This window comes from Streptomyces sp. Tu 3180, from assembly GCF_009852415.1.
Taxonomy (GTDB): Bacteria; Actinomycetota; Actinomycetes; order Streptomycetales; family Streptomycetaceae; genus Streptomyces.
The window spans coordinates 4,308,900-4,332,040 of the sequence record NZ_WOXS01000002.1 but is presented as its reverse complement, the minus strand read 5'-3'; the positions used below and the strand labels follow the sequence as shown (position 1 = coordinate 4,332,040).

19 protein-coding genes are annotated in these 23,141 nt (G+C 74.1%); 10 read left to right on the top strand and 9 right to left on the bottom strand.

The window, feature by feature from the left end; all coding sequences use genetic code 11:
- Nucleotides 1–113: 113 nt before the first annotated feature.
- Both GL259_RS20395 and thrS read right to left on the bottom strand, forming a co-directional pair.
- Complete coding sequence (locus GL259_RS20395) at nucleotides 114–1,106, bottom strand: nucleoside hydrolase (protein WP_159534809.1); 993 nt, start codon at nucleotides 1,104–1,106, stop codon at nucleotides 114–116.
- A gap of 56 nt (nucleotides 1,107–1,162) precedes the next feature.
- Entirely contained in the window at nucleotides 1,163–2,416 is a 1,254-nt protein-coding gene (gene thrS / locus GL259_RS20390; RefSeq protein WP_159534808.1) for a threonine--tRNA ligase, read from the bottom strand.
- A gap of 301 nt (nucleotides 2,417–2,717) precedes the next feature.
- On the opposite strand from thrS, the gene GL259_RS20385 reads away from it, so the two are divergent.
- Nucleotides 2,718–3,527: a hypothetical protein gene (locus GL259_RS20385; protein WP_159534807.1), complete on the top strand. Its 810-nt coding sequence runs from the start codon at nucleotides 2,718–2,720 to the stop codon at nucleotides 3,525–3,527.
- A 59-nt stretch (nucleotides 3,528–3,586) separates the two neighbouring features.
- On the opposite strand, the gene GL259_RS20380 is transcribed toward GL259_RS20385, so the two are convergent.
- On the bottom strand, nucleotides 3,587–4,357 hold the full coding sequence (locus GL259_RS20380; protein WP_159534806.1) for a GAF and ANTAR domain-containing protein: 771 nt from the start codon (nucleotides 4,355–4,357) through the stop codon (nucleotides 3,587–3,589).
- Nucleotides 4,358–4,571: 214 nt separating this feature from the next.
- Nucleotides 4,572–5,915 (bottom strand): helix-turn-helix transcriptional regulator, encoded by a 1,344-nt coding sequence (locus GL259_RS20375; protein ID WP_159534805.1) that lies wholly within the window; start codon nucleotides 5,913–5,915, stop codon nucleotides 4,572–4,574.
- Nucleotides 5,916–6,013: 98 nt separating this feature from the next.
- Between GL259_RS20375 and GL259_RS37725 the strand changes: the two genes are divergently transcribed.
- Nucleotides 6,014–6,178, top strand: a complete 165-nt coding sequence (locus GL259_RS37725; RefSeq protein WP_166461535.1) for a hypothetical protein — start codon at nucleotides 6,014–6,016, stop codon at nucleotides 6,176–6,178.
- A gap of 112 nt (nucleotides 6,179–6,290) precedes the next feature.
- Here the strand turns inward: GL259_RS37725 and GL259_RS20370 are convergent, their stop codons facing one another.
- Together GL259_RS20370 and GL259_RS20365 are read right to left on the bottom strand one after the other, a co-directional pair.
- Nucleotides 6,291–7,376: a hypothetical protein gene (locus tag GL259_RS20370; RefSeq protein WP_159534804.1), complete on the bottom strand. Its 1,086-nt coding sequence runs from the start codon at nucleotides 7,374–7,376 to the stop codon at nucleotides 6,291–6,293.
- Nucleotides 7,377–7,439: 63 nt separating this feature from the next.
- A complete protein-coding gene (locus GL259_RS20365) occupies nucleotides 7,440–8,585 on the bottom strand; it encodes a PP2C family protein-serine/threonine phosphatase (RefSeq protein WP_243762586.1) in 1,146 nt (381 codons plus the stop codon).
- Nucleotides 8,586–8,888: 303 nt separating this feature from the next.
- On the opposite strand from GL259_RS20365, the gene GL259_RS20360 reads away from it, so the two are divergent.
- From GL259_RS20360 to GL259_RS20350, 3 genes are all read left to right on the top strand, one after another.
- Nucleotides 8,889–9,386 (top strand): hypothetical protein, encoded by a 498-nt coding sequence (locus GL259_RS20360; RefSeq protein ID WP_159534802.1) that lies wholly within the window; start codon nucleotides 8,889–8,891, stop codon nucleotides 9,384–9,386.
- A 220-nt stretch (nucleotides 9,387–9,606) separates the two neighbouring features.
- Nucleotides 9,607–10,491, top strand: a complete 885-nt coding sequence (locus GL259_RS20355; protein ID WP_159538804.1) for a cyclic pyranopterin monophosphate synthase MoaC — start codon at nucleotides 9,607–9,609, stop codon at nucleotides 10,489–10,491.
- An 85-nt stretch (nucleotides 10,492–10,576) separates the two neighbouring features.
- Nucleotides 10,577–11,578 carry an endonuclease/exonuclease/phosphatase family protein gene (locus GL259_RS20350; RefSeq protein WP_159534801.1) on the top strand — a complete coding sequence of 334 codons (1,002 nt, stop codon included), beginning with the start codon at nucleotides 10,577–10,579 and terminating at the stop codon, nucleotides 11,576–11,578.
- Nucleotides 11,579–11,646: 68 nt separating this feature from the next.
- On the opposite strand, the gene snpA is transcribed toward GL259_RS20350, so the two are convergent.
- Nucleotides 11,647–12,327, bottom strand: a complete 681-nt coding sequence (gene snpA, locus GL259_RS20345) for a snapalysin (RefSeq protein ID WP_159534800.1) — start codon at nucleotides 12,325–12,327, stop codon at nucleotides 11,647–11,649.
- 195 nt (nucleotides 12,328–12,522) lie between these two features.
- On the opposite strand from snpA, the gene GL259_RS20340 reads away from it, so the two are divergent.
- Nucleotides 12,523–13,464, top strand: a complete 942-nt coding sequence (locus tag GL259_RS20340) for a LysR family transcriptional regulator (protein WP_159534799.1) — start codon at nucleotides 12,523–12,525, stop codon at nucleotides 13,462–13,464.
- Between the two features lie 66 nt (nucleotides 13,465–13,530).
- Here GL259_RS20340 and GL259_RS20335 read toward each other — a convergent pair whose 3' ends face one another.
- Complete coding sequence (locus GL259_RS20335) at nucleotides 13,531–15,600, bottom strand: PhoX family protein (RefSeq protein WP_159534798.1); 2,070 nt, start codon at nucleotides 15,598–15,600, stop codon at nucleotides 13,531–13,533.
- Nucleotides 15,601–15,878: 278 nt separating this feature from the next.
- Between GL259_RS20335 and GL259_RS20330 the strand changes: the two genes are divergently transcribed.
- The 4 genes from GL259_RS20330 (at nucleotide 15,879) to GL259_RS39530 (ending at nucleotide 21,194) form a co-directional block, all read left to right on the top strand.
- Nucleotides 15,879–18,221 (top strand): VWA domain-containing protein, encoded by a 2,343-nt coding sequence (locus GL259_RS20330; RefSeq protein WP_159534797.1) that lies wholly within the window; start codon nucleotides 15,879–15,881, stop codon nucleotides 18,219–18,221.
- A gap of 133 nt (nucleotides 18,222–18,354) precedes the next feature.
- Nucleotides 18,355–19,971, top strand: coding sequence for a methionine--tRNA ligase (gene metG, locus GL259_RS20325; RefSeq protein WP_159534796.1), 1,617 nt, complete (start codon nucleotides 18,355–18,357; stop codon nucleotides 19,969–19,971).
- A gap of 119 nt (nucleotides 19,972–20,090) precedes the next feature.
- Nucleotides 20,091–20,456, top strand: a complete 366-nt coding sequence (locus GL259_RS20320) for a PH domain-containing protein (RefSeq protein ID WP_159534795.1) — start codon at nucleotides 20,091–20,093, stop codon at nucleotides 20,454–20,456.
- A 420-nt stretch (nucleotides 20,457–20,876) separates the two neighbouring features.
- Complete coding sequence (locus GL259_RS39530) at nucleotides 20,877–21,194, top strand: hypothetical protein (RefSeq protein ID WP_347814620.1); 318 nt, start codon at nucleotides 20,877–20,879, stop codon at nucleotides 21,192–21,194.
- 66 nt (nucleotides 21,195–21,260) lie between these two features.
- Here GL259_RS39530 and aspS read toward each other — a convergent pair whose 3' ends face one another.
- Nucleotides 21,261–23,024 carry an aspartate--tRNA ligase gene (aspS, locus tag GL259_RS20310; RefSeq protein ID WP_159534794.1) on the bottom strand — a complete coding sequence of 588 codons (1,764 nt, stop codon included), beginning with the start codon at nucleotides 23,022–23,024 and terminating at the stop codon, nucleotides 21,261–21,263.
- Nucleotides 23,025–23,141 lie beyond the last annotated feature (117 nt).

The window sequence follows — 23,141 nt, the reverse complement described above, 5'->3', positions numbered from 1 at the left end:
CGCCGGACGGCGCGGAACCGCACGTCCACGGCGAGAGCCCTGCCCCGGAGCGGTGACCCGCCGTCAGCGCCCCGCCATCAGCGACCCGCCGTCAGCGCCCGGCCCGGCGGACGTCACCCGGCGCCGTTCCCCGGCCCCCCGACCGTCGCCAGGTAGAGCTTCACGTACCGCTCGACGTCCACGTCCAGTCCGACGTCCACCAGCGGCTGCTCACGCGTGCCCTCGTGGATCTCGGACTCGCCGGCGCGCGGCCGGCGGTCGACCACCGTCTGGCCGCGGGTCGGGCCGGGGGCCAGGGAGACCTCGACGGGGAGGCGGTGGGTGGTCAGCCCCTCCGGGTCGACGACCGCGCACAGCGCGCCCGCGTCGCCGAGGCCGCCGGCGTCCTCGGCCGGGTCGCCGGGGCGGCTGCCCGGGGTGGCCGGGCGGTGGGCGAGCAGCTCGCCGGCCAGCCGGGCGCCCGGTTCGGTGCTCGCGCGCAGCCGGCGCACGTCCGCCGCCGGGACGACGACCCGGGTGAACACGTCCAGGCCGTACATCGTGATCGGCACCCCGGCCGTGAGCAGGACCGCGGCGGCCTCCGGGTCGTGCCAGACGTTGAACTCGGCGACCGGCGTGGCGTTGCCGGTGCCCGCCGCACCGCCCATGAAGACGATCCGCTCGAGGTTGCGGGTGACCTCGGGATGGGTGCGCAGCAGCAGGGCGATGTTGGTCAGCGGGGCGGTCGGCACCAGGGTCACCGGGCGCGGGGAGGCGAGGATCTCGCGCCGCAGCAGGGTCACCGCGTCCACGTCGGCCGGGGTGCGGCGCGGGGCGGGCAGACCGAGGTCGCCCATGCCGTCGTGGCCGTGGACGTGGCGCGCGGAGCGCGGTGCCTCGATCAGCGGGCGCTCGGCGCCCCGGGCCACCGGGACGTCGGGCGCGCCCGCCTGCTCCAGCACGGTCAGCGTGTTGCGGACGACGCCGTCCACGTCCGTGTTCCCGGCCACGCACGTCACCGCGCGCAGGTCGATCCCCGGGTGGCGCACGGCGAACAGCAGGGCCAGGGCGTCGTCGACACCGGTGTCGCAGTCGATGACCACCGGGATGGGCTGACCGTTCGTCACGGCGAGGGCTCCTTCCACCGCTCCTGCTGCGGGCCTGCGTGCCTGTGCCTGTGACCCTACGCGGCGTCCCAGAGGCCGGTGCCGCGTCGTGCCGCCCGCTCGGCGATCCGCCGCAGCAGCTCCTCGGCGGGCAGGGTCCCGGGCCGCCGCCCGTCCCTGAGCCGTACGGCGGCCGAACCGTCCGCGGCCTCCCGCTCCCCGAGCACCGCCTGGTACGGCACGAGCCGGGCCCGCCGGATCCGGGCGCCGAGGCTGCCCCGCCCGGGTCCGGCCACCTCGGCCCGCAGCCCCAGCTCACCGGCCCGCCGCACGACGTCGTACGCCCGCTCCTCCTGCGCCTCGCCCACCGGCAGCACCACCAGCTGCACCGGTGCCAGCCACACCGGGAAGGCGCCGCCGTGCACCTCCAGCAGGTGCGCCACCGCCCGTTCCACGCTGCCGACGACGCTGCGGTGCACCATGACCGGGCGGTGCCGGGCGCCGTCGGGGCCGGTGTAGCGCAGGCCGAAGCGTGCGGGCTGGTGGAAGTCGATCTGCACGGTGGACAGGGTGGACTCCCGGCCCGCCGGGTCCGCGATCTGCACGTCGATCTTGGGGCCGTAGAAGGCGGCCTCCCCCTCGACGGCCTCGTACTCCAGGCCGGCCGCGTCCAGCGCCTCGCGCAGGAGCGCGGTGGCCCGGTCCCACAGGGCGGGGCCGGCGACGTACTTGCCGCCGCCGCCCGGCAGGGAGAGGCGGTGGCGGACGGCCCGGATGCCGAGGTCGGCGTAGGCGCGGGAGATGAGGCCGAGGGCGGCGCGGGCCTCCCCGACGGCCTGGTCCGGGGTGCAGAAGACGTGTGCGTCGTTGAGGTGGATGGCCCGTACGCGGGTCAGGCCGCCCAGCACGCCGGACGGCTCGGAGCGGTACATGCCGCCCAGCTCCGCGATACGCAAGGGGAGTTCCCGGTAGCTGCGGGAGCGGGAGCGGTAGATGAGGGCGTGGTGGGGGCAGAGGCTGGGGCGCAGCAGGACCTGTTCGGCGCCGAGTTCCATGGGCGGGAACATGTCGTCGCGGTAGTGGTCCCAGTGCCCGGAGATCTCGTACAGCTCGCGCTTGCCGAGCACGGGCGAGTGCACGTGCCGGTAGCCGGCCGCGCGCTCCGCCTCGCGGACGTACTCCTCCAGGGTGTGCCGCACGAGGGCGCCGTCGGGGAGCCAGTACGGCAGTCCCGCGCCCATCAGCGGGTCGGTGTCGAACAGGCCGAGCTCGCGGCCGAGGCGTCGGTGGTCGTGCACGGTGGTCTCCTCGGGTCGTGAGGCGAGCACCACGCGCGACGAAGCCCCGGGGCACTCGCCCCGGGGCTTCGTCGGTGGTCATCCGTCAGCGCGCCGGGACGTTCTCCGGCGTCGTCGTGAGCGACGGATCGGCGCGCTTCATGCGTCGGACGCTAGCAAGGGGGCCGGGAGACCGGCGAGCGGATTTCCCCGCCCGCGGCCGGTCCGCCGGGGCCGTCTCACCCGGACGGACCGCCGCGCTGGTGGGGCGGCCCGCCCGGTGGTGCCGTAGGAGCACCGATCCGGTCCCGGCCGGCCCGGCCCCAGGCCCCGTGCTCCACCAGGAGGCACCCCGATGACCCACGCCCCGGCCACCGCCCGTGCCCTCCTCGCCTCGGCGTTGTCGGTGACCGCCCTGCTGACCGCGGTGGCCTGTTCCGCCGGCGGGCGGGAGACGGCCCGGTCGGTCCCCGCCCCGTACACCCCCGCCCCGGCACCGTCCTCCTCCCCCGCCGCCCCGGCCGCCGACCAGCCCACGTCCGCGCCGCCGCCCGCGCTGGGCGAGGAGCAGGTCCGGGCGGCGCTGATCACGGAGGTGGACCTGGGGGAGCCGTGGGTGCCGACCCGGGGCGCGGCGACCTGGCGGGACGGCATGCTCAAGGCGGACACGGAGAACGCCGACTGCCGGCGGCTGCTCGACGCCCTCTACACGGAGGAGCTGTACGGCGCGCCGACCGGGCCGCGCGCCGTGGTGACGCTGGACGACTCCTACAACGACAGCCAGCTGCGCTACCAGATCGCCACGCACCCGCCCGCCGACGTGGACCGCGTCCTGACCTGGCTCGGCACGCTGCCGAAGACGTGCGAGCGGTTCACGGCGACGACCTCCCGGGCCGGTGCGCAGGACGTCGAGGTGGAGGAGCTGTCGCTGCCGGAGGTCGGGGACGCGCGGCAGGCCCTGCGGGTCACGATGGCCGGCGAGACGGCCGACGGCGAGCCGACGTACCTCACCGTGGACCTCGCGACGGTCCGGGTCGGCGAGAACGCCGTCGTCCTCACCAACGGGGGGTTCGGTGAGGTGCTGTCCGAGATCACACGGGCGGTGACGCACCTCGGGGCGGACCGGCTGGCGGAGATCGGGCGACAGGCCCGGGTACGGGTCTGACGGCACGGACACGGGCCCGGCACCGTGGACGCGGGCCGGGGGCGCGGGTCCCGGCGTGTTCAGGGGGCGTCGAAGCGTCTGCGGTGCGCCACCACGTCCCGGGCCACGTCCAGGGCGGTGCGGCCGTGGGCGAAGGCGTCGCCGCGCAGGCGGGCCAGGGCCTCGTCGGCGCCGACGCCCAGCTGGGCCATGATCATGCCGACGGCCTGGTAGATCGTGTCCTGGTCGGCGGCCAGTCCGCTCAGCCAGGGCTCGCCGCCCTGGGACTCGTACTCCTCGCCGTGCGGCAGCGCCATCAGCGCCACCGTCATGACACCGGCCACCAGCCGCGCCACGTGCAGCTGGTCGCCGGTGAGTCCGCCGGGGGTGGCGCGGTAGAGGTCGAGCGTGCCGACGCACACGGAGTCGCTGCCCAGGGGGAGCGCGTACACGGCCCGTACGCCGGCGGCGAGGGCCTGCTGGGCGAAGACGGGCCAGCGGTGGGCGCAGGGATCGGCCGCGAGGTCGCGGACGAGCACGGGCTCACGCGTCTGGAGGGCCCGCCGGCAGGGGCCGTCCCCCAGGGTGGCCTGGAGCTGGGCGAGATACGCGGCGTGCGTGCTGCTCGCGCCGAGCTGCACGGGCATGCCGACACTGCGCAGCGACACGCTCGCGCCGTCCACCGGCAGCAGTTCGACGGCCATCGCGCACAGCCGGCCCGGCACCTCCCCCGGCTCGGCACCGCGCACCCGGGCGGCGATCTCCTCGGCCGCCCGCTCGTGACCACGGTCACCAAGCCCCCGGGAGCGGCCCGGATCCGGGTCGCCGCCAGGGTCCTCCCTGGGGCGCACGGCTACCGCCTCCCTCGTACGTCACCGGCCGAACGGTGCCCCGACTACCCTCCCCGACCGGGGCGAAACACACCCCCGGACCGCCCCGGGACCCGGTCGCGCGAGGCGCGGTCGGGCGTGGCGGGAGCCGCGCCGCGCGGCCCGGCGGACGGCCGGTGCGGTGCGCCGCGCCCGGGGGAGGCGGTCGGCCGGTGCGGGCTGCCGCGCCCGCCGGTCACACCGGTGGCTGCGCGGGCGCCGGTCCCAGGGTCGTCGTGCCCGGGGCCGTGCGGTGGCCGAGGCCGGTGCGGTAGGCGTCCAGGGCCGCCTCGACGCGGCCGGTGCGGCGCAGGAGGTCGCCGAGGAGGCGGCACAGGTCGGCCAGGTCGCCGGCGGCGCCCGCGCGTTCCAGCAGGCTCATCGCGCGGACGTAGTGCTCCTCGGCCCGCTCGGTCTCGCGGGCGTCCTCGGCGATGATGCCGAGCAGCCGGTGCGCCGCCGCCGCGTGCACCGCGCCCCGCTCGGGGGAGAGACCGCCGAGCACGTCCCGCAGCAGGTCCGCCGCCTCCCGGGAGCTGCCGCGCCGGTGCAGCACGTCGGCCAGCTCGACGGTGACCTGGCTGCTGTAGAGGGACGCCCGCCTGGCCGACAGCATCCGCAGCGCCTCGCGCAACTCCGTTTCCGCGTGCTCCAGCCGGCCGTTCTGCGCGTACACGTACCCGCGCATCCAGTGGCAGTTGGCCAGCTCGGTGCGCAGCTGCAGTTCCCGGTACAGCTCCGCCGCCTTCGCCAGCGAGGCGTCGGCCTCGGCGACGCGGCCCTCGGCGAGCAGGGTGCGGGCCACCGACCGGTGCATGCGCGCCACCAGCGCGGGGTCCCCGGACTGCGGCGCGAGGGCCAGCGCGAACTCCGCCGCCTGGGCGGCCCGCGCGTGCGCGCCCATGTCCATGTACGGGCCGATCGCGCTGGCGTACAGCAGCAGCAGCGCGTCCGGGTCGTGCAGCCCGCCCCGGTTCAGCTCGTCGAGCGTGGACTCCAGCAGGTAGACCGCGTACCGCAGTTCCCCCGCGAGGTAGTGGGCGACGGCCCGGCCGCGCAGCGCCGGCGCCCGGACGGGCAGCGGCGCGTCGGCGAGGCACTCCTCCGCCCGCTCGAAGTACTGGCGCCCGGCGACCAGCTCCCCCGTCTCCAGCGCGCACTCCCCGAGCCCCAGCAGCGCGGCGGCCTGCTCCTCGGCCAGGCCGTGCGCCTCCGCCTCGGCCAGCAGCGCGGCGTACTCCTCCACCGCGGCCTCGGCCTCCCCGACGGCGAGCGTGCGCTGCGCCCCGGTGAGCCGCAGCCGCAGCTCGGTGACGAGCCGGGCCGAGCGGCCGGTCGCCAGCTCGTCGAACGCGACCCCGAGCCGGTCCGCGAGATGCCGCAGGGCGTCGTCGGAGGGACGCACCCGCCCGGACTCCAGGGTGGAGATGTAGGCGGGCGTGTACACCGGCTCGGCCAGCTGCCTCTGGGTCAGTCCGCGCTCCACGCGCAGCTTCTGCACCCGGCGCCCTATGGTTCCCGGGTCGTCCCGCTCAGCCACGCCCAACTCCCCCAGCCCCCCTTGCCGTTCGCGACCGACAGCCCCTAGGTTAAACCGCGAATTAAGCATGCTTAACCCACCGCTGTTGCGAGGTCGCCGTGCTGGAACGCACACGCATCACCGGGCGTTACGCCAGAGGCTTCGCCGCGGCCGTCGCCGCGGTCGTCGCCCTGGTCCTGGCGGCCAACGCGGGCCCGGCCAAGGCCGTCCACCACGAGCCCGGCACGCGGACCACGGCCCCGGTGGAAGCGGCGGTCCGCTAGGGCCCGCCCGCGCGGACCACGCCGGAGGCGCGCGACGGCCCGCCGGGACGCGGACCCCCACGGACACCGCCCCCGGCCCGTCCGGCCGCGGGCGGACGTCCCGGCCGGCCGCTCAGCCCTGCGTCTGCAACTGCCGCATCTGCCGCTGCACGTGGTCCAGGGCGCCCTCGCGCCGCCCGGGCACCCGGCTCCGCAACTCCGCCAGCGCCGGGCCCAGCTCACGGGCCCGTGCCGGTTCGCCGATCCGGCCCCACTGGTGGTGCGCCCGGTCCACGGCCGCCTCCACGGCGGGCGCGTCCGCCGCCTGGCCGGCGGCCAGCCGTGCGGTGGCCACCGCCAGCCAGGCGCGGCAGCTGCGCACCGCGTCGCCGGCCAGCATCGCCAGGTCCGCCCTGACCTCGGCCCAGTGCAGCGCCTCCTCGGAGGCGGGTCCGTGCGCCAGGCCGGCGGCCTGCTCGAGGCGCGCGGCGAGCGCGTCGGCGTCCGCGTGGCGGCCGGAGCGCACGGCGTCGGTGAGGGCGGCGTGCGGATCGCCCGGGACGGGCCCGCGCTGGGCCAGCACCAGGTCGGCGCCCGCGCTCTCCGGGGCGGTCCGCGTCAGCGCCAGCCGGTGCAGCTCCTCCTCCGGGGGACGCCGTCCGCTGCGCAGGATCGTCGCGACCGCCTTCATGTACGAGGGCTCCGCGACGCCGCGGCGGGACGGCGGCGGCGCGACGCGACCGTAGACGGCGTTGTTGCGGCCGCAGTCGAGGGGGATCCCGGCCGGGCCCGGCGGCCGGGACGAGCACAGCGCCTGCCAGGTCTCCGCGTCGGCGTGCAGGTCGAGGATCAGCGTCGTCGCGCCCGTCGGCCGCAGCCGCAGTTCCTCCCGGAACCAGTGCCAGGGGAACGCCGTGTACCGCACGGTGGACGCGGTCGTCCGGGCCAGCGCCAGGTGCGGCAGCCGCTGGCGGCGGTCGAGCTGGAGCTGGCCGGCGACGTACACGGTCAGCGGTCCGGGGGCGGCGGCCGCCGCGCGCAGCCGGGTCAGCACGGCCTGCGGGTCCAGTGGATCGGCGAGTTCGACGACGTTCGCGGTGTCGGTGCCGGCGAGCACGGCGGGCGGCACCGCCGCGAGGACCGGAAGCACGGACGCCGCGTCCACCAGCCGCCCGCGGCCGAGCGGCGAGGCCGCCAGCAGCAGCACGGTCCCGGGCATGGTCCCTCCCCCTGTCGATCAGCTACGGCAGCACGGTAACCGCTGCGGCTGCGAGAGGGGGCCTCAGGACGGTGAACGTCCCCCTTCGGGGCCTTCGCCCCCCGCCGCGCGCCCGCGCCGCACCGCGAAGGCCGTGGTGTCGTCGACCAGGTGACCGCGGCTGTGCCGCAGCGTCCCGTCCCGCACGAGGGCGACCAGCCGGGCCGGCCGGGTGACGCGCGGATCCTCCACCACCGCCCGCGCCACGTCGGCGGCGAGGCCGTAGAAGGTGCCGTCGGCGTCCCGGGCCTCGGTCACCCCGTCGGTGACCAGCAGCAGGGTCTCGTCGGCGGCGACCGGCACCCGGCGCACGCCCGGCGGGCCCGGCGCGAGGTCGCCGTAGCCGAGCGGGAGCCCCCCGCCGCTGGGCAGGTACCGCACGCCGTCGGGGCCGACGGCCAGCGGGGGTTCGTGGCCGAAGACGACGATGTCCACCACGTCGGTCCGGTCCGCCGGGAAGCCGAGCAGCACGGCGGTGGCGAACCGGTCGCCGTCGCGCCGGCCGAGCGCCGCGGTGTACTCGCGGTGCCGCAGCATCCGGGTCTCCAGGCGGTCCGCGACGCTCGCCAGTTCCGGCTCGTGGTAGCCGGCCTCGCGGAAGGTGCCGAGCAGCACCGACGCCGTCTCGACCGCGCCCAGCCCCTTGCCCTGGACGTCGCCGACGAGGACCCGGGTGCCGTGCGGGCCCGGCTGGATGTCGTAGAAGTCGCCGCCGACGCGGGCCTGGACGTCCGCGGTGAGGTAGACGCCGGCGTGCTCCAGGCCGCCCCAGCCCGGCGGCAGGGGGCGCAGCAGGGTGCGGCGGACGGTGTCGGCGACGTCCCGGATGTGCAGCGCGCGGCGCTCCCCGCGCACCCGCACCGCGCAGGCCAGCGTGGCGAGGGCGCCGCCGACGGTGACGAGGATGAAGTCGGGCAGCCCCGACTGGTACTGGTGCGGCCAGGCGCCGTCCACGAGCGTGTAGGTGACGGCGGCGAGCACCGCGAACACGGCCGTGGTCCACACCCCGCAGATCGCGGCGGCGATGCCCGGGACCAGCACGATCCAGGAGATGGTCCGGAAATCGCCGGTGGTCCGGTAGTCCACCGCGGGGACGACGACCAGCAGCAGCGACGGCGGCAGCCAGGCGATACTGCGGCCCCGCACGCGCAGCGTCTCGTGCCGGTGCACGACGTCACGGCGGCCAGCCCGGGGGTACCGGTCGTGCGGGCCGTGTCCCCCGTCGCCCTGACTCACGGCCCCAGCGAAACACGCGGCCGCACGGCCCGCATCCGGTCCCCCGGGGGGCGGACTCCGGGAGCGGTTCCGGCGGCGGATACGGCAGTGGGCCGGGCCGCGGGTACGGCAGTGAGCCGGGCGGCGGGCACGGCGGCGGGCCGGGCACGGGGGACGAGGGCCGACTTGCCGTCGGCCCCCGGCAGGTGTGCCCTGGTAGGCGGGGGCGAGGAGAGACGAGGAGAGAGGAGTGCTCCCATGGCTCACGCGGTACCCGGACACCGGGGCATGGGGTCCGCGGGCGGGCGGTCCCGCACACCCGACCTCTTCGGGGAACGGACCCACAGGATCGCCAGGGTGGTGACCCCCCTCGTCCTGGGGCTGGTCTTCGGCTTCTGGGCGGCGGCCAACCGGCGCTACGGCGGGCCCATCACCGGCTGGAACCTCCTGTTCGGTTTCCTGTCCGCGCTCGCGTTCTTCGTCCTCTACCTGGCCGTTCAGGCCCTCGCGCCGAAGCTGCGGCGCGGACTGCGGGCGGTGCCCTGGGCCGCCTTCGCCGGCAGCGCGGTCGGCTTCCTGGTCAGTCAGTCCGGCGAGACCGTGCTGCGGTCCATATGGCTGGGGCTGGTGGTCGCGGCGGGCCTCTTCGTGCTCCTGTTCTACCGCTACTACGCACGCGAGGAAGCCGCGAGGACACGGGAGGCCACCGTGCCGCGGGACGACGCGCCCGTGGGACGGGTGGGCCCGTTGGGATGAAGCCCCCCGGCGCGGGCCGTGCCGGGCGTGAGGCGTCCGTTCGGCCCGCCCGGTACACCCGTACGCGCCCCCAGCGCTCGCGCACCGGCTCCCGGGCGCCTTGCCTGGAGTGGTGACACTCCGCGACGAACTCCCCGGTGACGGCTCCTCCGGCGGCGCCCCGCGCCGCGCCGCGCGCCCCTGCGGCGGGCCCCGCTGCCGCGAGCGGCCGCACGCCCGGCTGCGGGCCGCCCTGTCGGCGGCGCTGATCGCCCTGGCGTGCCTGCTCGCCCCGTGCGGCGCGCTCGCGGCCTGGGCGGCGTTCGGACTGGCCGACACCGGGCGGTACGTCAGCACGATGGCACCGCTGGCCGCCGACCCCGACGTGCGCGACGCGGTCGCCGACGCCGTCGGGGACGGAGTCGTGCGGAAGCTGGACGGGGGGCCGGCGAGCAGCGCGCTCGGGCCGTTCGTGCGGGACGCGGTGCGCTCGTTCACCCGCACCGAGGCCTTCCGCACGGCGTGGCGGGAGGGGAACCTGGCCGTCCACGACGCGGTGCTGCGCGCCGTGCGCGACGACGGGGCCGTCCGGGGACCGGTCACCGTCGACCTCGCCCCCGTCGCCGCGCGGGTGAAGGAGCGGCTCGCCGCCGACCACGTGCCGCTGGCCCACCGCATCCCGGTCGAGCACACCGAGGTCGCCGTGGTGCCGGCCGGGGAGGTGGCCGGGCTCCGGAAGGGGTACCACGTGCTGGACGCCGCCGCCTTCTGGCTGCCGCTCGCGGCCGTCGTCCTCGCCGCCGCCGGGATCGCCGTCGCCGCCCGCCGCCGCCGCGCGCTCACCGCGACCGGCCTCGGCACGGCCCTGGGCGGCGCCCTGCTCGCCCTCGCGGTCGCCCTCGGCCGCCGCCTCACCCTGGCCGACCTGCCCGACCGGATCCACCGCCCGGCGGCGGGCGCGGTCTACGACGCCCTCACGGCCGGCCTGAGCACGGTGTCCTGGCTGCTGCTCGCGCTCGGCCTGACGGTGGCCCTGGCCTCCTGGTCGGCGGGCCGCCCCGGCCGCCGCCGTGCCGCACCGTCCGTCGGGACCCCGGCTCCGCCCCCGTCCCGGAGCCACGTCTGACACCGGCCCGGCAACCTCCCGTCGCCCTCCTTCGTCTTCGGGGGAGGATTCGGGCATCGCATCCGCGAGCGGAGGGCCGGGAGCTTTGGACACTGCGACTGCCGAGTGGACGGACGCCGGGGGCGGGACCGGACGGCGAGGCGGCGGGCGGCGGGCGGCCGCCTGGTGCGCCGCCCTGTCGTTCGCCGGGGTGAGCGCGGTCGTCGGCTGCCGGATCGCCGACACCGACGGCGTCACCCCCGTGCCGCAGCTCCTCGCCTTCCTGCCCTGGCTGCTCGTGCCCACCGCCGCCGGGCTGCTGCTCAGCCTGCTCGCCCGGTGGTGGACCGGCGCCGTGTGGGGCGTGGTCCTGCTCGGGCTGCTGGCCTGGTTCATCGAGCCGTACGGGAAGACCGGCGAGCCGGCCGGACGGCCCGTCGCCGGACTGCGGGTGCTGACCTCGAACGTGGAGTTCGGGCGGGGCACCGGCTCCCTGATCGACGCCGTGCGCCGCGAGGAGCCCGATCTCGTGTTCGTCCAGGAGTGCGAGTACACCTGCGACGCCGCACTGAAGCGGGAGCTGACGGACGCCTATCCGCACCGGCGGGCCGTGCCGGGCGGGGGGTCCGAGGGCTCCGTCGTCCTCAGCCGCTTCCCGCTCCGGGACGCCGACGGCGTCCCCGGCACCATGGGCATGCCCGGCGCCGTCGCCGACGTCGACGGGCACACCGTACGGCTCCAGCTCGCCCACCCCATGCCGCCGCTCCCCGGCGGGACGGACCTCTGGCGGCGGGAACTCGACGGGCTGCGCGCCGTGGCCGCCGCCGACCGGGCCACCCCGACCGTGCTCGCCGGGGACTTCAACGCCTCCCAGGACCACGCCGCCTTCCGCCGCATCCTGGACACCGGTCTGCGCGACGCGGCCCGGCTGGACGGAGCCGACCGGACGCCGACCTGGCCGGCCCGCACCACTCCGGCGTTCGGCGTCCAGATCGACCACGTCCTGGTGTCCGAGGAGTTCACCGCGAGCCGGGCCCGCTTCCTCGACCTCGCCGACACCGACCACCGCGCGCTGGTCGTCGACCTCACGCTGCACGGCGGCCGGTGACACACCCGCGGGCCGCCCCCGAACGGGGACGGCCCGCCGTCGTGCCCCGCCGTCGCGGGGACCGGCCGCTACCGTGAGGACTTCTGCAGCGCCTTCTCCGCCTCGTCCAGCGCGGCGGCGAAGCCGTTCGCCCACAGCTGGTTCACCCGGGACCGCTCCGCGGAGTTGGGATAGGCGTTGGTGCAGGACGGACCGGGTCCGCCGCCGGACATCAGCTCGCTGCACGGACCCGAGTAGTGGTCCGGCAGACCGAGCACGTGGCCGGTCTCGTGCGCGGTCACGCGCGTGGAGTCGTAGGTCTGGTTCTGCCGGTAGTCGAGGAAGATGTAGCCGCGGCCGTGGCCGTCGGTGGAGGCGTACGAGCCGCGCGGGTCGTTGCCCTCGTAGTACGAGAAGTCGGCGCCCGAGGTGCCCGCCTGGAGTCTCACGTTCGACACCGAGCTGTTCCAGATCTGCGTGCTGCGGGCTATCTGCGTGGCGAACGAGGGCGCCCGGGAGGCGTTGTAGACGACGGTGACGGCCGCCGTGCTCCTCGGGGCGGCGGCGCGCTTCTCGGCCGCCGACTTCAGTACGGCCTCGAAGAAGGCGCGGTTGGCCGCGTCCTCCTCGGCGGAACCGGCGTAGGCGGCGAACGCGGCGCCGGCGTCCGGGGCGGTGGCCGCCGAGGCCGGTACGGCCGTACCGAGGCCGAGGGCCGCGAGGCTCAGGCCGGCGGCGGTGAGCACGGACAGGGGCATGCGCATGCGCATCGATGACTCCTGGGGGTGGGGGTGAGTCACGTGTCACCGGCGAGTGTCCGCGCCCGTACGGCGGCTGTGATGATGGCAACCGGAGATAGGCCCGCGCTATCCCTTCGGATACGTCGCCGTCTGCCCAACTCCGCCTGTTCGAGCGGCTTTTGTGGATCTGGTGAAACCTGAACTTCCGCTTTACCCTTCCAGGGCATGGAGCTTGAGGTCAGGCACCTCAGGGCGCTGTGCGCCATCGCCGACACCGGCAGCCTGCACCGAGCCGCACGCCAGCTCGGCGTCGCTCAGCCGTCGTTGAGCACCCAGTTGCGGCGCATCGAGCAGGAGCTGGGCGGTGCGCTGTTCGTCCGCGCGCACACCGGCTGCCGCCCCACCCCGCTGGGCCGGCTGGTCCTCAGCCGCGCCCGCCCGCTCGTGGCCGAGCTGGGCTCCCTGGTCACCGAGGCCCGCGCCGCCGCCGTCGGCGGACGGAACCTGCGCATCGGCTCCACCGCCAGCCGGGCGCTGGCGGGCTGGCTGCGCCGACTGCGCCGGCACGTCCGGGAACCCACCCTGCACATGGACGTCTCCGCCAACGCCCTGCTGCGCATGGTGGCCGAGGGCCAGCTCGACGTGGCCTTCGTGCACGAGGTGGAGGGGTGCCCGCTGCACGTCCCCCCGACCCTGCGCACCCGGGTGCTCGTCGAGCGGGAACCGCAGTTCGTCTCCCTGCCGGCCGACCACCCGGCCGCCGCGCACCCGGTCGTCCACCTGTCCGACCTGGCCCGGGACCGCTGGATGATCGACCCGACGGTCGACGGCGAGTGGGACGCCGTGCGCCGCGTCCTGCGCGCCGCCGGCCTCGACCCCCCGGTCCTGCACGGCGACTACCACACCGCCGCGTCCCTGGTCGCCACCGGCGAGGTCGTCACCGTCTGCCAGCCGACCTCGCCCTCCCGCCCCGAGACGGCGGTCCGCCGGCTGCACGGCGACCCGCTCGGGGTGCGGCTGCTGCTGGCGGCCCGGACGGACACGGAGCTGGAGGGCGTCTACCCCGACCTGGCCGAGGCGTACCGGGAAGCGGCGCGTCAGGCGCCGGCGTACCGGGAGTGGCTGGAACGCGGTGGGTCGGGGTCACCCGCTCCAGCCCTCCCGTGACGGCACGCGTACCCCGGCACGGGGCGCGGGAACGTCACGGCGCCGCGGCGCCGTGACGCCCGGGCGTCAGACGCCGATGTCCCGCCCGTCCGCACGCCACACCGCGACCACGGCGGGACGGACGTAGCTGCCGGGACCGTCGGGCCAGGTGCTGGCCGGCTTCTCCACCGACGCGCCGTCGACCTCGCCCGGGTGCTGCACGGCGACCAGGACGCGCCGGTCCTGGATGATCGGACCGCAGGTCTCCGCACCGTTCGGCACGGTCAGGAACTGCTTCAGCTCACCGCGCCGGTCCCCGCGCGTGGCGACGCCGAAGAGGCCGTCGTGGGAGCCGAGGGCGCTGCCGTCGGTGGAGATCCACAGGTTGCCGTGGTCGTCGAAGGCGACGTTGTCCGGGCAGGAGATCGGGCTGACGGACTCCTTCGGGAAGCCGGCGAAGTAGGTCGCCGGGTCCTCCGGGTCGCCCGCGACCAGGAACAGCGACCAGGCGAAGCGGGTGCTCTCCGGCCGGTTCCAGCGCTCGGTCAGCTCCAGCACGTGGCCGTGCTTGTTGGCGTTGCGCGGGTTGGCCTCGTCGGCGGCGGCGTAACCGGCCTTGCCGCGGTTGGAGTTGTTGGTGAGCGCGACGTACACCTTGCCGGTGACCGGGTTGGGCTCGATGTCCTCGGGGCGGTCCATCTTGGTGGCGCCCACCTTGTCGCCGGCCAGCCGCGTGAAGACGAAGACCTCCTCGGCGGTCATGCCCTCGACGTGCGAGACGGCGCCGTCGGCGGTGGCGGTGGCCAGCGGGATCCACTCGCCGCTGCCGTCGAACTCGCCGTCCTTCGGGAGCTTGCCGGTGCCGTCGATCTCGATGGCCGGGGAGTCGCCGGTGAGCTTGGCGACGTACAGCGTGCCCTCGTCGAGCAGCGTCAGGTTGTGCTCGCGCGCCGAGCGGCTGTCGCCGTGCCGCATCCGCTTGCTGCTGACGAACTTGTAGAAGTAGTCGAAGCGCTCGTCGTCACCGGAGTACACGACCGGCCGCCCGTCGTGCGTCAGCCGCACGGTCGCGGCCTCGTGCTTGAACCGGCCGAGCGCGGTGTGCTTGCGCGGGGTGGAGTCCGGGTCGTACGGGTCGAGCTCGACGACGTACCCGAACCGGTGCACCTCGTTCGGCTCCTGGGCGACGTCGAACCGCTTGTCGAAACGCTCCCACTTGCGCTCGGTGGCGCCGGTGCCGATCCCGTACCGCTTGTCGGTGGCGCGGCTGCTGTTCGCGAAGTACTGGTTGAAGTTCTCCTCGCCGTGCAGCGTGGTGCCCCACGGGGTGGTGCCGCCGGAGCAGTTGTTGAGGGTGCCGAGCACCTTGGTGCCGCTCGGGTCGGCGGAGGTCTTCACCAGGTCGGACCCGGCGACGGGCCCGGTGAGCCGGAACTCGGAGGTGGCGGTCAGACGCCGGTTGAGGTGGTGCCGGGTGACGGGCGTCAGGTTCCCGCCGCGACGGTCCTCCTCCACCGCGACCACCGCCAGGCCGTGCGCGGCCCAGGCGATCTCCACCTGCTCCCGGGTGGGGTTCTCCGGGTCGTAGTCCCGGAACATGAGGATCTCGTCGGTGTACTCGTGGTTGGCGACGAGCAGCTGCCGGCCGTGCTCGCCGCGGAGCGGGAGCAGCGCCAGGAAGTCGCAGTTGTACCCGAACTGACCGGCCTGCGCCTTGGCGGTCTGCTTCTCCGGGTCGAAGGCCGGCGCGCCGCGCAGGATGGGCTCGCCCCAGCGGATGACCACGTCCTGCCGGTAGCCCTCCGGCACGGTGACGGCGTCGGCGGTGTTGGGCGCGACGGGCGTGAACCGCAGCCCGCGGGCACCCTCGGGTTTGCGGGGACCGCCCTTGGCGGCGGGGGCCGCCTGCGCCTCGGGCGCGCCCGCGACGCCGACCGCGCCGGCACCGGCCGCGGCGACCGTGACGACGGCGGCGGCCCGCATCATGGACCGGCGGCTGAGGGCGCCGGCGATGACGTCACCGACGTACTCGTTGGAGCTGGTGTTGGGCACCTCGTGGAAGCAGGCGTCACCACACCGGAAACGACAGGTCATGGCGGACCGGCCGCCGGGGTGCGATCCGGACGGCGTTCCGATCAACGGCAGCAGCTTGCGCACGTCTTCTCTCCTTGGGTGCCCGTGGTAGTCAGCGCGACCGTAGGAGCACATATGTGCGGTAGCCGGACACCCGGGTGAACGGAAGGTGAAGCCGCGGCGGCGCTAAGGGAGTTGCGCGGGCCGGCCGCCCCGCCCCGTCGGCAGGCCGGATGCCGCCCTTGACAGGCACGGCGGCGGACCCCCGACCCTGCCCAAGATCGCCCACGAGGGCCGCTAACCTTACGTGTCCGTCCTGGCCAGGGATTGACGGGCATCAACTCACGCGAAGGGTTGCGCACATGGGCATTCTCACTCTCCTGCGGAACGCGTTCGGACGGTCACGCAAAGCGAGGGCCGCCGAAGCGGAGGGTGCGGCGCAGGCCGCCGAGGCGGAGGGTGCGGCCGCCCCGGCCACCTCGGCGTCGCCCGAGCCGGCCGCCCCGGCGTCGCCCGAGCCGGCCCCGGAGCCCGCCGCCGGCACACCCGCGGCCCCGAAGCTGCCGTCCCCGTCCTCCGAACCCACCCCGCCGTCCCGCACGGCCTCCGTCCCGGAACCCCGCGAGGAGCACGACCTCGTCGCGGCGGCCTTCGACAACGTGTCGGTGCCGAGGCCCACCCGATCGGACGACCACCCGGCCCCGGCGGCCCCCACCGCGGAGGCACCGGCCGCGGCGGAGCCGACGGAGCCGGAGAGCACCGCCACGGCCGCCGAAGCACCGGCCACCACCGCGGAGCCGGAGACGGCACCGGAGGCGACCCCGGAGGCGAAGCCCGCACCGGAAGCCGAGGCGGAACCCGAGCCCGAGGCCGAGGTCCAGCCGGAGACGAAGGCCGAGCCCGAGGCCGAGGTCACCCCCGCGCCCGAGGCCGAGGCCCAGCCGGCATCCGAGGTGGAACCCGAGGGCGAGGTCGCCCCCGAGCCCGAGGTGAAGCCGGAAGCCGGGACGACTGCGGAGCCGAAGCCCGAGCCGGAGACCGAGCCCGCCCCCGAGCCGGAGACGAAGGCCGAGCCCGAGGCCGCCGCGAAGCCGGAACCCGAGGCGGAAGCCGAACCCGAAGCCCAGCCCGAGCCCGAAGCGGAAGCCCAGCCCGAGGCGGAGTCGGAAGCCGAGACGAACCCGAAGCCCGAGGTCGAGGCCGAGGCGGAACCGCAGGCCGAGGCGAAGCCGGAAGCCGAGGTCGAGGCGGAGCCCGAGGCACAGCCCGAGCCCGTGAGCGAACCCGAAACCGAGGCACCGGCCGCAGCCGCGGAGACGACTGCGGAGCCGAAGCCCGAGCCGGAGACCGAGCCCGCCCCCGAGCCGGAGACGAAGGCCGAGCCCGAGGCCGCCGCGAAGCCGGAACCCGAGGCGGAAGCCGAACCCGAAGCCCAGCCCGAGCCCGAAGCGGAAGCCCAGCCCGAGGCGGAGTCGGAAGCCGAGACGAACCCGAAGCCCGAGGTCGAGGCCGAGGCGGAACCGCAGGCCGAGGCGAAGCCGGAAGCCGAGGTCGAGGCGGAGCCCGAGGCACAGCCCGAGCCCGTGAGCGAACCCGAAACCGAGGCACCGGCCGCAGCCGCGGAGACGACTGCGGAGCCGAAGCCCGAGCCCGCCCCCGAGCCGGAGACGAAGGCCGCGCCCGAGGCCGCCGCGAAGCCGGAACCCGAGGCGGAAGCCGAACCCGAAGCCCAGCCCGAGCCCGAAGCGGAAGCCCAGCCCGAGCCCGAGGCCGAGACCCAGCCCGAGGTGGAGCCGGAAGCCGAGGTCGAGGCGGAGCCCGAGGTCGAGGCCGAGGCGGAACCGCAGCCCGAGCCCGAGGCGGAACCCGCCCCGGAACCGGCAGCCGAGATCGAGCCCGCCCCCGAGGCCGAGCCCGAGGCCGAAGCCGAGGCCGACCCCGAGCCCGAGCCCGAGCCCGAGCCCGAGCCCGAAGCCGCCCCCGCCGAAAGCGACACCGAAGGCGAAGACGACGGCGAAAGCGACGGTGCGGCCGAAACCTCCGGACCCGCCACCCCCGCGGAGCGGATCCGTTCCGCCGCCCCCGCCCTCGCCACCGCCTACGGGGCCGCCGCCGGCGCCCTCGACAAGCAGGGCCTCACCGGCACCCGGGCCAAGGTCTACCTCGTGCTCGACCGCTCCGCCTCCATGCGCCCGTACTACAAGGACGGCTCCGCACAGGCCCTCGCCGAGCAGACGCTCGCCCTCGCCGCCCACCTCGACCCCGAGGCCGCGGTCAAGGTCGTCTTCTTCTCCACCGAGCTCGACGGCACCGGTGAGCTCACCCTCACCGACCACGAGAACAAGATCGACACCCTGCACGCCTCCCTGGGCCGCATGGGCCGTACGAGCTACCACGCGGCCGTGGCGGAGGTCCTGGCCCTCCACGACAAGGCGGCCCCCGGCACCCCCGCCCTGGTGATCTTCCAGACGGACGGCGCCCCCGACGCGAAGACCCCGGCCACCCAGGCCCTCACCGGGGCCGCCGAGACCCACCCCGCGGTCTTCTTCTCCTTCGTCGCCTTCGGTGACCCGGAGAACAAGGCCTTCGACTACCTCCGCAAGCTCAAGACCCCCAACACGGCCCACTTCCTCGCCGGTGAGACCCCGAAGGAGCTCACCGACAAGGAGCTCTACGAGGCCGTCCTGGCGTCCTGGCGCCCGTAGGGACACGCGCGGCACACACGGAGGAGCACGCGACACCCCCGGGGGGGTGGACGAGGCAGGGAACCGGAGCCCTCTCGTCCACCCCCCGAAACGCGTGTGAGTCGATCTCCCCGCGGCCAGTAGGATTTCGACCATGGCGGCCACTGGATCCGAGAAGCAGGGGGCGAAGGCGTACTACGTCTCGACCCCCATCTACTACGTCAACGACGCTCCTCACCTGGGCCACGCCTATACGACCGTCGCAGGCGACGTGCTCACCCGCTGGCACCGTCAGCGCGGCGAGAAGGTGTGGTACCTCACCGGCACGGACGAGCACGGTCAGAAGATCATGCGCACGGCCGAGGCCAACGGGGTCACCCCCCAGGCCTGGGCCGACAAGCTCGTCACCGAGTCCTGGAAGCCCCTCTGGGAGCACCTCGACATCGCGAACGACGACTTCATCCGCACCACGCAGAAGCGGCACACCGACCGCGTCCAGGAGTTCGTCCAGGATCTCTACGACAAGGGCGAGATCTACAAGAGCAGCTACGAGGGCCCGTACTGCGTGGGCTGCGAGGAGTACAAGCTCCCCGGCGAGCTGCTCGACGGCGAGGGCGAGTACGCGGGCCAGAAGCTGTGCCCGATCCACAAGAAGCCGGTGGAGATCCTCAGCGAGGAGAACTACTTCTTCAAGCTGAGCGAGTACGGCGACAAGCTGCTCGCCCACTACGAGGCCAACCCGGGCTTCATCCAGCCCGAGTCCGCGCGCAACGAGGTCGTGAACTTCGTCCGCCAGGGCCTGCAGGACCTCTCCATCTCCCGCTCGACGTTCGACTGGGGCGTGCCGGTCCCGTGGGACGACAAGCACGTGATCTACGTGTGGGTCGACGCGCTGCTGAACTACGCCACGGCGGTCGGCTACAACGAGAACCCGGAGAAGTTCGGGGCGACCTTCCCGGCCGACGTCCACCTGGTCGGCAAGGACATCCTCCGCTTCCACGCGATCATCTGGCCGGCGATGCTGATGGCGCAGGGTCTCCCCCTGCCCGGGAAGATCGCCGCGAACGGCTGGCTGATGGTCGGCGGCGAGAAGATGAGCAAGTCCAACCTGACCGGCATCAAGCCGCAGGACCTGACCTCGCACTTCGGCGTGGACGCGTACCGCTGGTACTTCCTGCGGGCCATCGCCTTCGGCCAGGACGGCTCCTTCTCCTGGGAGGACTTCTCCGCCCGCTACACCAGCGAGCTGGCCAACGACTACGGCAACCTCGCCTCCCGCGTGGCGGCGATGGTCGGCAAGTACTTCGGCGGCGAGCTGCCGGCGTCGACGGCCGACGGCGAGGCCGAGAAGGCGATCCACGACGGCCTGGCGAAGGCGGTCGCGGAGGCGGACCGGAAGATCGGCGACGAGCTGGACTTCCAGGGGGGCATCCTGGCCGTCTTCGACTTCGTCAAGCAGGTCAACGGCTACATCACCGAGCAGGAGCCCTGGAAGGTCGCGAAGGACACGTCCGACGAGGGCCGGGCCCGCCTCGCGACGATCCTCTACACGGCGGCGGAGTCGCTCCGCGCGGTGGCGGTCCTGCTGAACCCGGTCATGCCGGAGACCTCCCGGAAGCTCTGGGACTCCCTCGGGGCGGAGGCCTCCCTCGGCGCCCTCGCGGACCAGAGGGTCCAGGAGGCCGGCACCTGGGGCCGGCTGCCCGCCGGCTCGACGGTCACCAAGGGCGCGGTCCTGTTCCCGCGTCTCGAGGAGAAGCCGACCGCGTAACGCGCTCGCAACAGCAGGGGCCCGGGAAGCGGTGGAGCCTTCTCCCGGGCCCCTCGTTTTGCGAAGATCACGTGAAGGCGGCCGTCCGGCCGCCGCCACTCACGTGGGGGGTTTCATCCATGGCACTCTTCGGCAACGCGCACACCGTCGACCCGGCGCAGGCGCAGCAGGACTACGCCCGTCTGCTGGGCCACGGCGAGCAGGTGCACGCCGCGTTCCTGCTGATCCGCGACACCATCCTGTTCACCGACCGCCGCCTGATCCTGGTCGACAAGCAGGGCATCACCGGCAAGAAGGTGGAGTACCACTCCGTCCCGTACCGCAGCATCACCCACTTCGCGGTGGAGACCGCCGGCACCTTCGACCTCGACGCCGAGCTGAAGATCTGGATCTCGGGCTCCCCGACCCCGCTCCAGAAGACCTTCACCAAGGGCGTCGACATCTACGAGGTCCAGGCCATCCTCACCCAGTTCGTGGCGCGCTGACCCAACGCCCCCGGTCGGCGGGAACGTTTCTCCCATCCTCGAACGGATGAATGACCCGCATGTGCCGGATGCACTGACCATGAGCGCCGTGGTTTGCGCTCATGGTCACAGCGACACACGAGGCCTCCCACCGGCTCTTCCAGGAGCATCCGGAGGCCCTCGCCCCCGTCTTCGAGGCACTGGGCCTGCCGCCGCCCTCGAAGCCGGACTTCCGCGAGCTCTCCCCCGACGCCACCGAGATCCGGCCGGTCGAGCGCCGCGCGGACACGGTGCTCAGGTTCGAGCCCGAGATGGGAGAACACTTCGTCCTGGCGGTGGAGGCCCAGACGAAGAAGGACCCGGACAAGGCGAAGAGCTGGGCGTACTACATCGCGTACCTGCACGCGAAGCACGCCGAGCGCCACGAACTACTGGTTCGAGGTGGGGGAAGTCGGCCTGGAGGACACTCCGGGCAAGGAGAACCGGAGAAAGCTGATGCAGAACGTCATCACCCATTTCCCTGGGTACAGGACGCTGTTCGAGGAGAAGTACCTCGAAGGCAAGGCCGAGGGCGAAGCCAGAGGCGAGGCCAAGGGAATTCTCCGGGTTCTGGAGGTGCGCGGACTCGCGATCTCCGACGACGTCCGCGAACGCATCACCACCTGCACCGACCTCGACCGCCTCAACGACTGGCTCGACCGGTCCGGCACGGTGGAGCGGGCGGAGGACCTCTTCACCGAGGAGAGCCCGGCTTCCTAGGCCCGCACACGGCGAGGGGCCCGGAACCGATGTGGTCGGTTCCGGGCCCCTCCGCTGCTGCCGGGGTTACTTCGGCTGCGGCTTGCGCACCGTCAGGTGGAGTTCCTTCAGGCGGGCCTCGTCCAGCTCCGTCGGCGCGCCCATCATCAGGTCCTGGGCATTGCCGTTGAGCGGGAAGGCGATGGTCTCGCGGATGTTCGGCTCGTCGGCGAGCAGCATGACGATGCGGTCGACGCCGGGCGCGATGCCGCCGTGCGGCGGGGCGCCGAAGCGGAACGCGCGGAGCATGCCGGCGAACTTCTCCTCGACCGTCTCGCGGTCGTAGCCCGCGATCTCGAAGGCCTTGAGCATGATCTCCGGCTCGTGGTTCCGGATGGCGCCGGAGGACAGCTCGACACCGTTGCAGACGATGTCGTACTGCCAGCCCAGGATGTCCAGCGGGTCCTGGGTCTGCAGAGCCTCCAGGCCGCCCTGCGGCATCGAGAAGGGGTTGTGCGAGAAGTCGATCGTGCCGGTCTCCTCGTCCTTCTCGTACATCGGGAAGTCGACGATCCAGCAGAAGCGGAAGACGTTCTCCTCGAACTGCCCGGCCCGCTTGGCGGCCTCCACCCGCACCGCGCCCATGATCTTCGAGACCTCGTCGAACTCGCCCGCGCCGAAGAACACCGCGTGCCCGGGGGCCAGGGAGAGCCGCTTGGTCAGTTCCGCGACGTTCTCCTCCGTCAGGAACTTCGCGATCGGGCCGGTCAGCGAGCCGTCCTCGCCGACCCGCACCCATGCCAGGCCCTTCGCGCCCTGGGAGACCGCGAAGTCGCCGAGCTGGTCGAAGAACTTGCGGGGCTGGCCGGAGACGTCCGGCACCGGAAGCGCGCGCACGTGCTTGCCGGCGAACGCCTTGAACTCCGAGCCCTCGAAGACGTCGGTGATGTCGACGAGCTCCAGCTTGGCGCGCAGGTCCGGCTTGTCGGAGCCGTACTTCAGCATCGCCTCGCGGAACGGGATCCGCGGGAACGGGGACGTCACGTGACGGCCGTTGCCGAACTCCTCGAACAGCTCGGTCATCAGCTTCTCGATCGGCTGGAAGACGTCCTCCTGCTCGACGAAGGACATCTCCACGTCGAGCTGGTAGAACTCGCCCGGCGAACGGTCCGCGCGGGCGTCCTCGTCACGGAAGCAGGGCGCGATCTGGAAGTAGCGGTCGAAGCCGGAGATCATCAGCAGCTGCTTGAACTGCTGCGGCGCCTGCGGCAGCGCGTAGAACTTGCCCGGGTTGAGGCGCGAGGGGACCACGAAGTCGCGGGCGCCCTCGGGGGAGGTGGCGCTCAGGATCGGCGTCGTCATCTCGTTGAAGCCCAGCGCCGTCATCTTCTGGCGGATCGCCGAGATGACCTGCGTACGCAGCATGATGTTGCGGTGCATGCGCTCGCGGCGCAGATCCAGGAAGCGGTACTCCAGGCGCCGCTCCTCGTTGACACCGTCCTCGGTGTTGATCGTGAAGGGGAGCGGGGCGGCGGCGCCCAGCACCTCCACCGTGCCGACCTCGACCTCGACCTCACCGGTCGGCAGCTCGGGGTTGACGTTCTCCGCGCCACGCGAGACGACCTTGCCGTCGACGCGGACCACCGTCTCCTTGGACAGCTTGTCCAGCGCCTCGTACGCCTCCGTGCCCGGGCGGGCCACGAGCTGCGTGATGCCGTAGTGGTCGCGCAGATCGATGAAGAGGATGCCGCCCAGGTCGCGCCGATTGTGCAGCCAGCCACTCAGCCGGACGTCGGTGCCGACGTCAGAGGCGCGGAGCTCGCCGCAGGTGTGGGACCTGTACCGATGCATCGTCGTTCATCCAGTCTTCGCGGATCGGGGTCTTCGTTTCACGTGAAACTCCCCCAAGCCTACCGGCCGACCCGCGATCACTTCCCCGTCATTCCCGCTCGAGCGCGCGTGCGACTT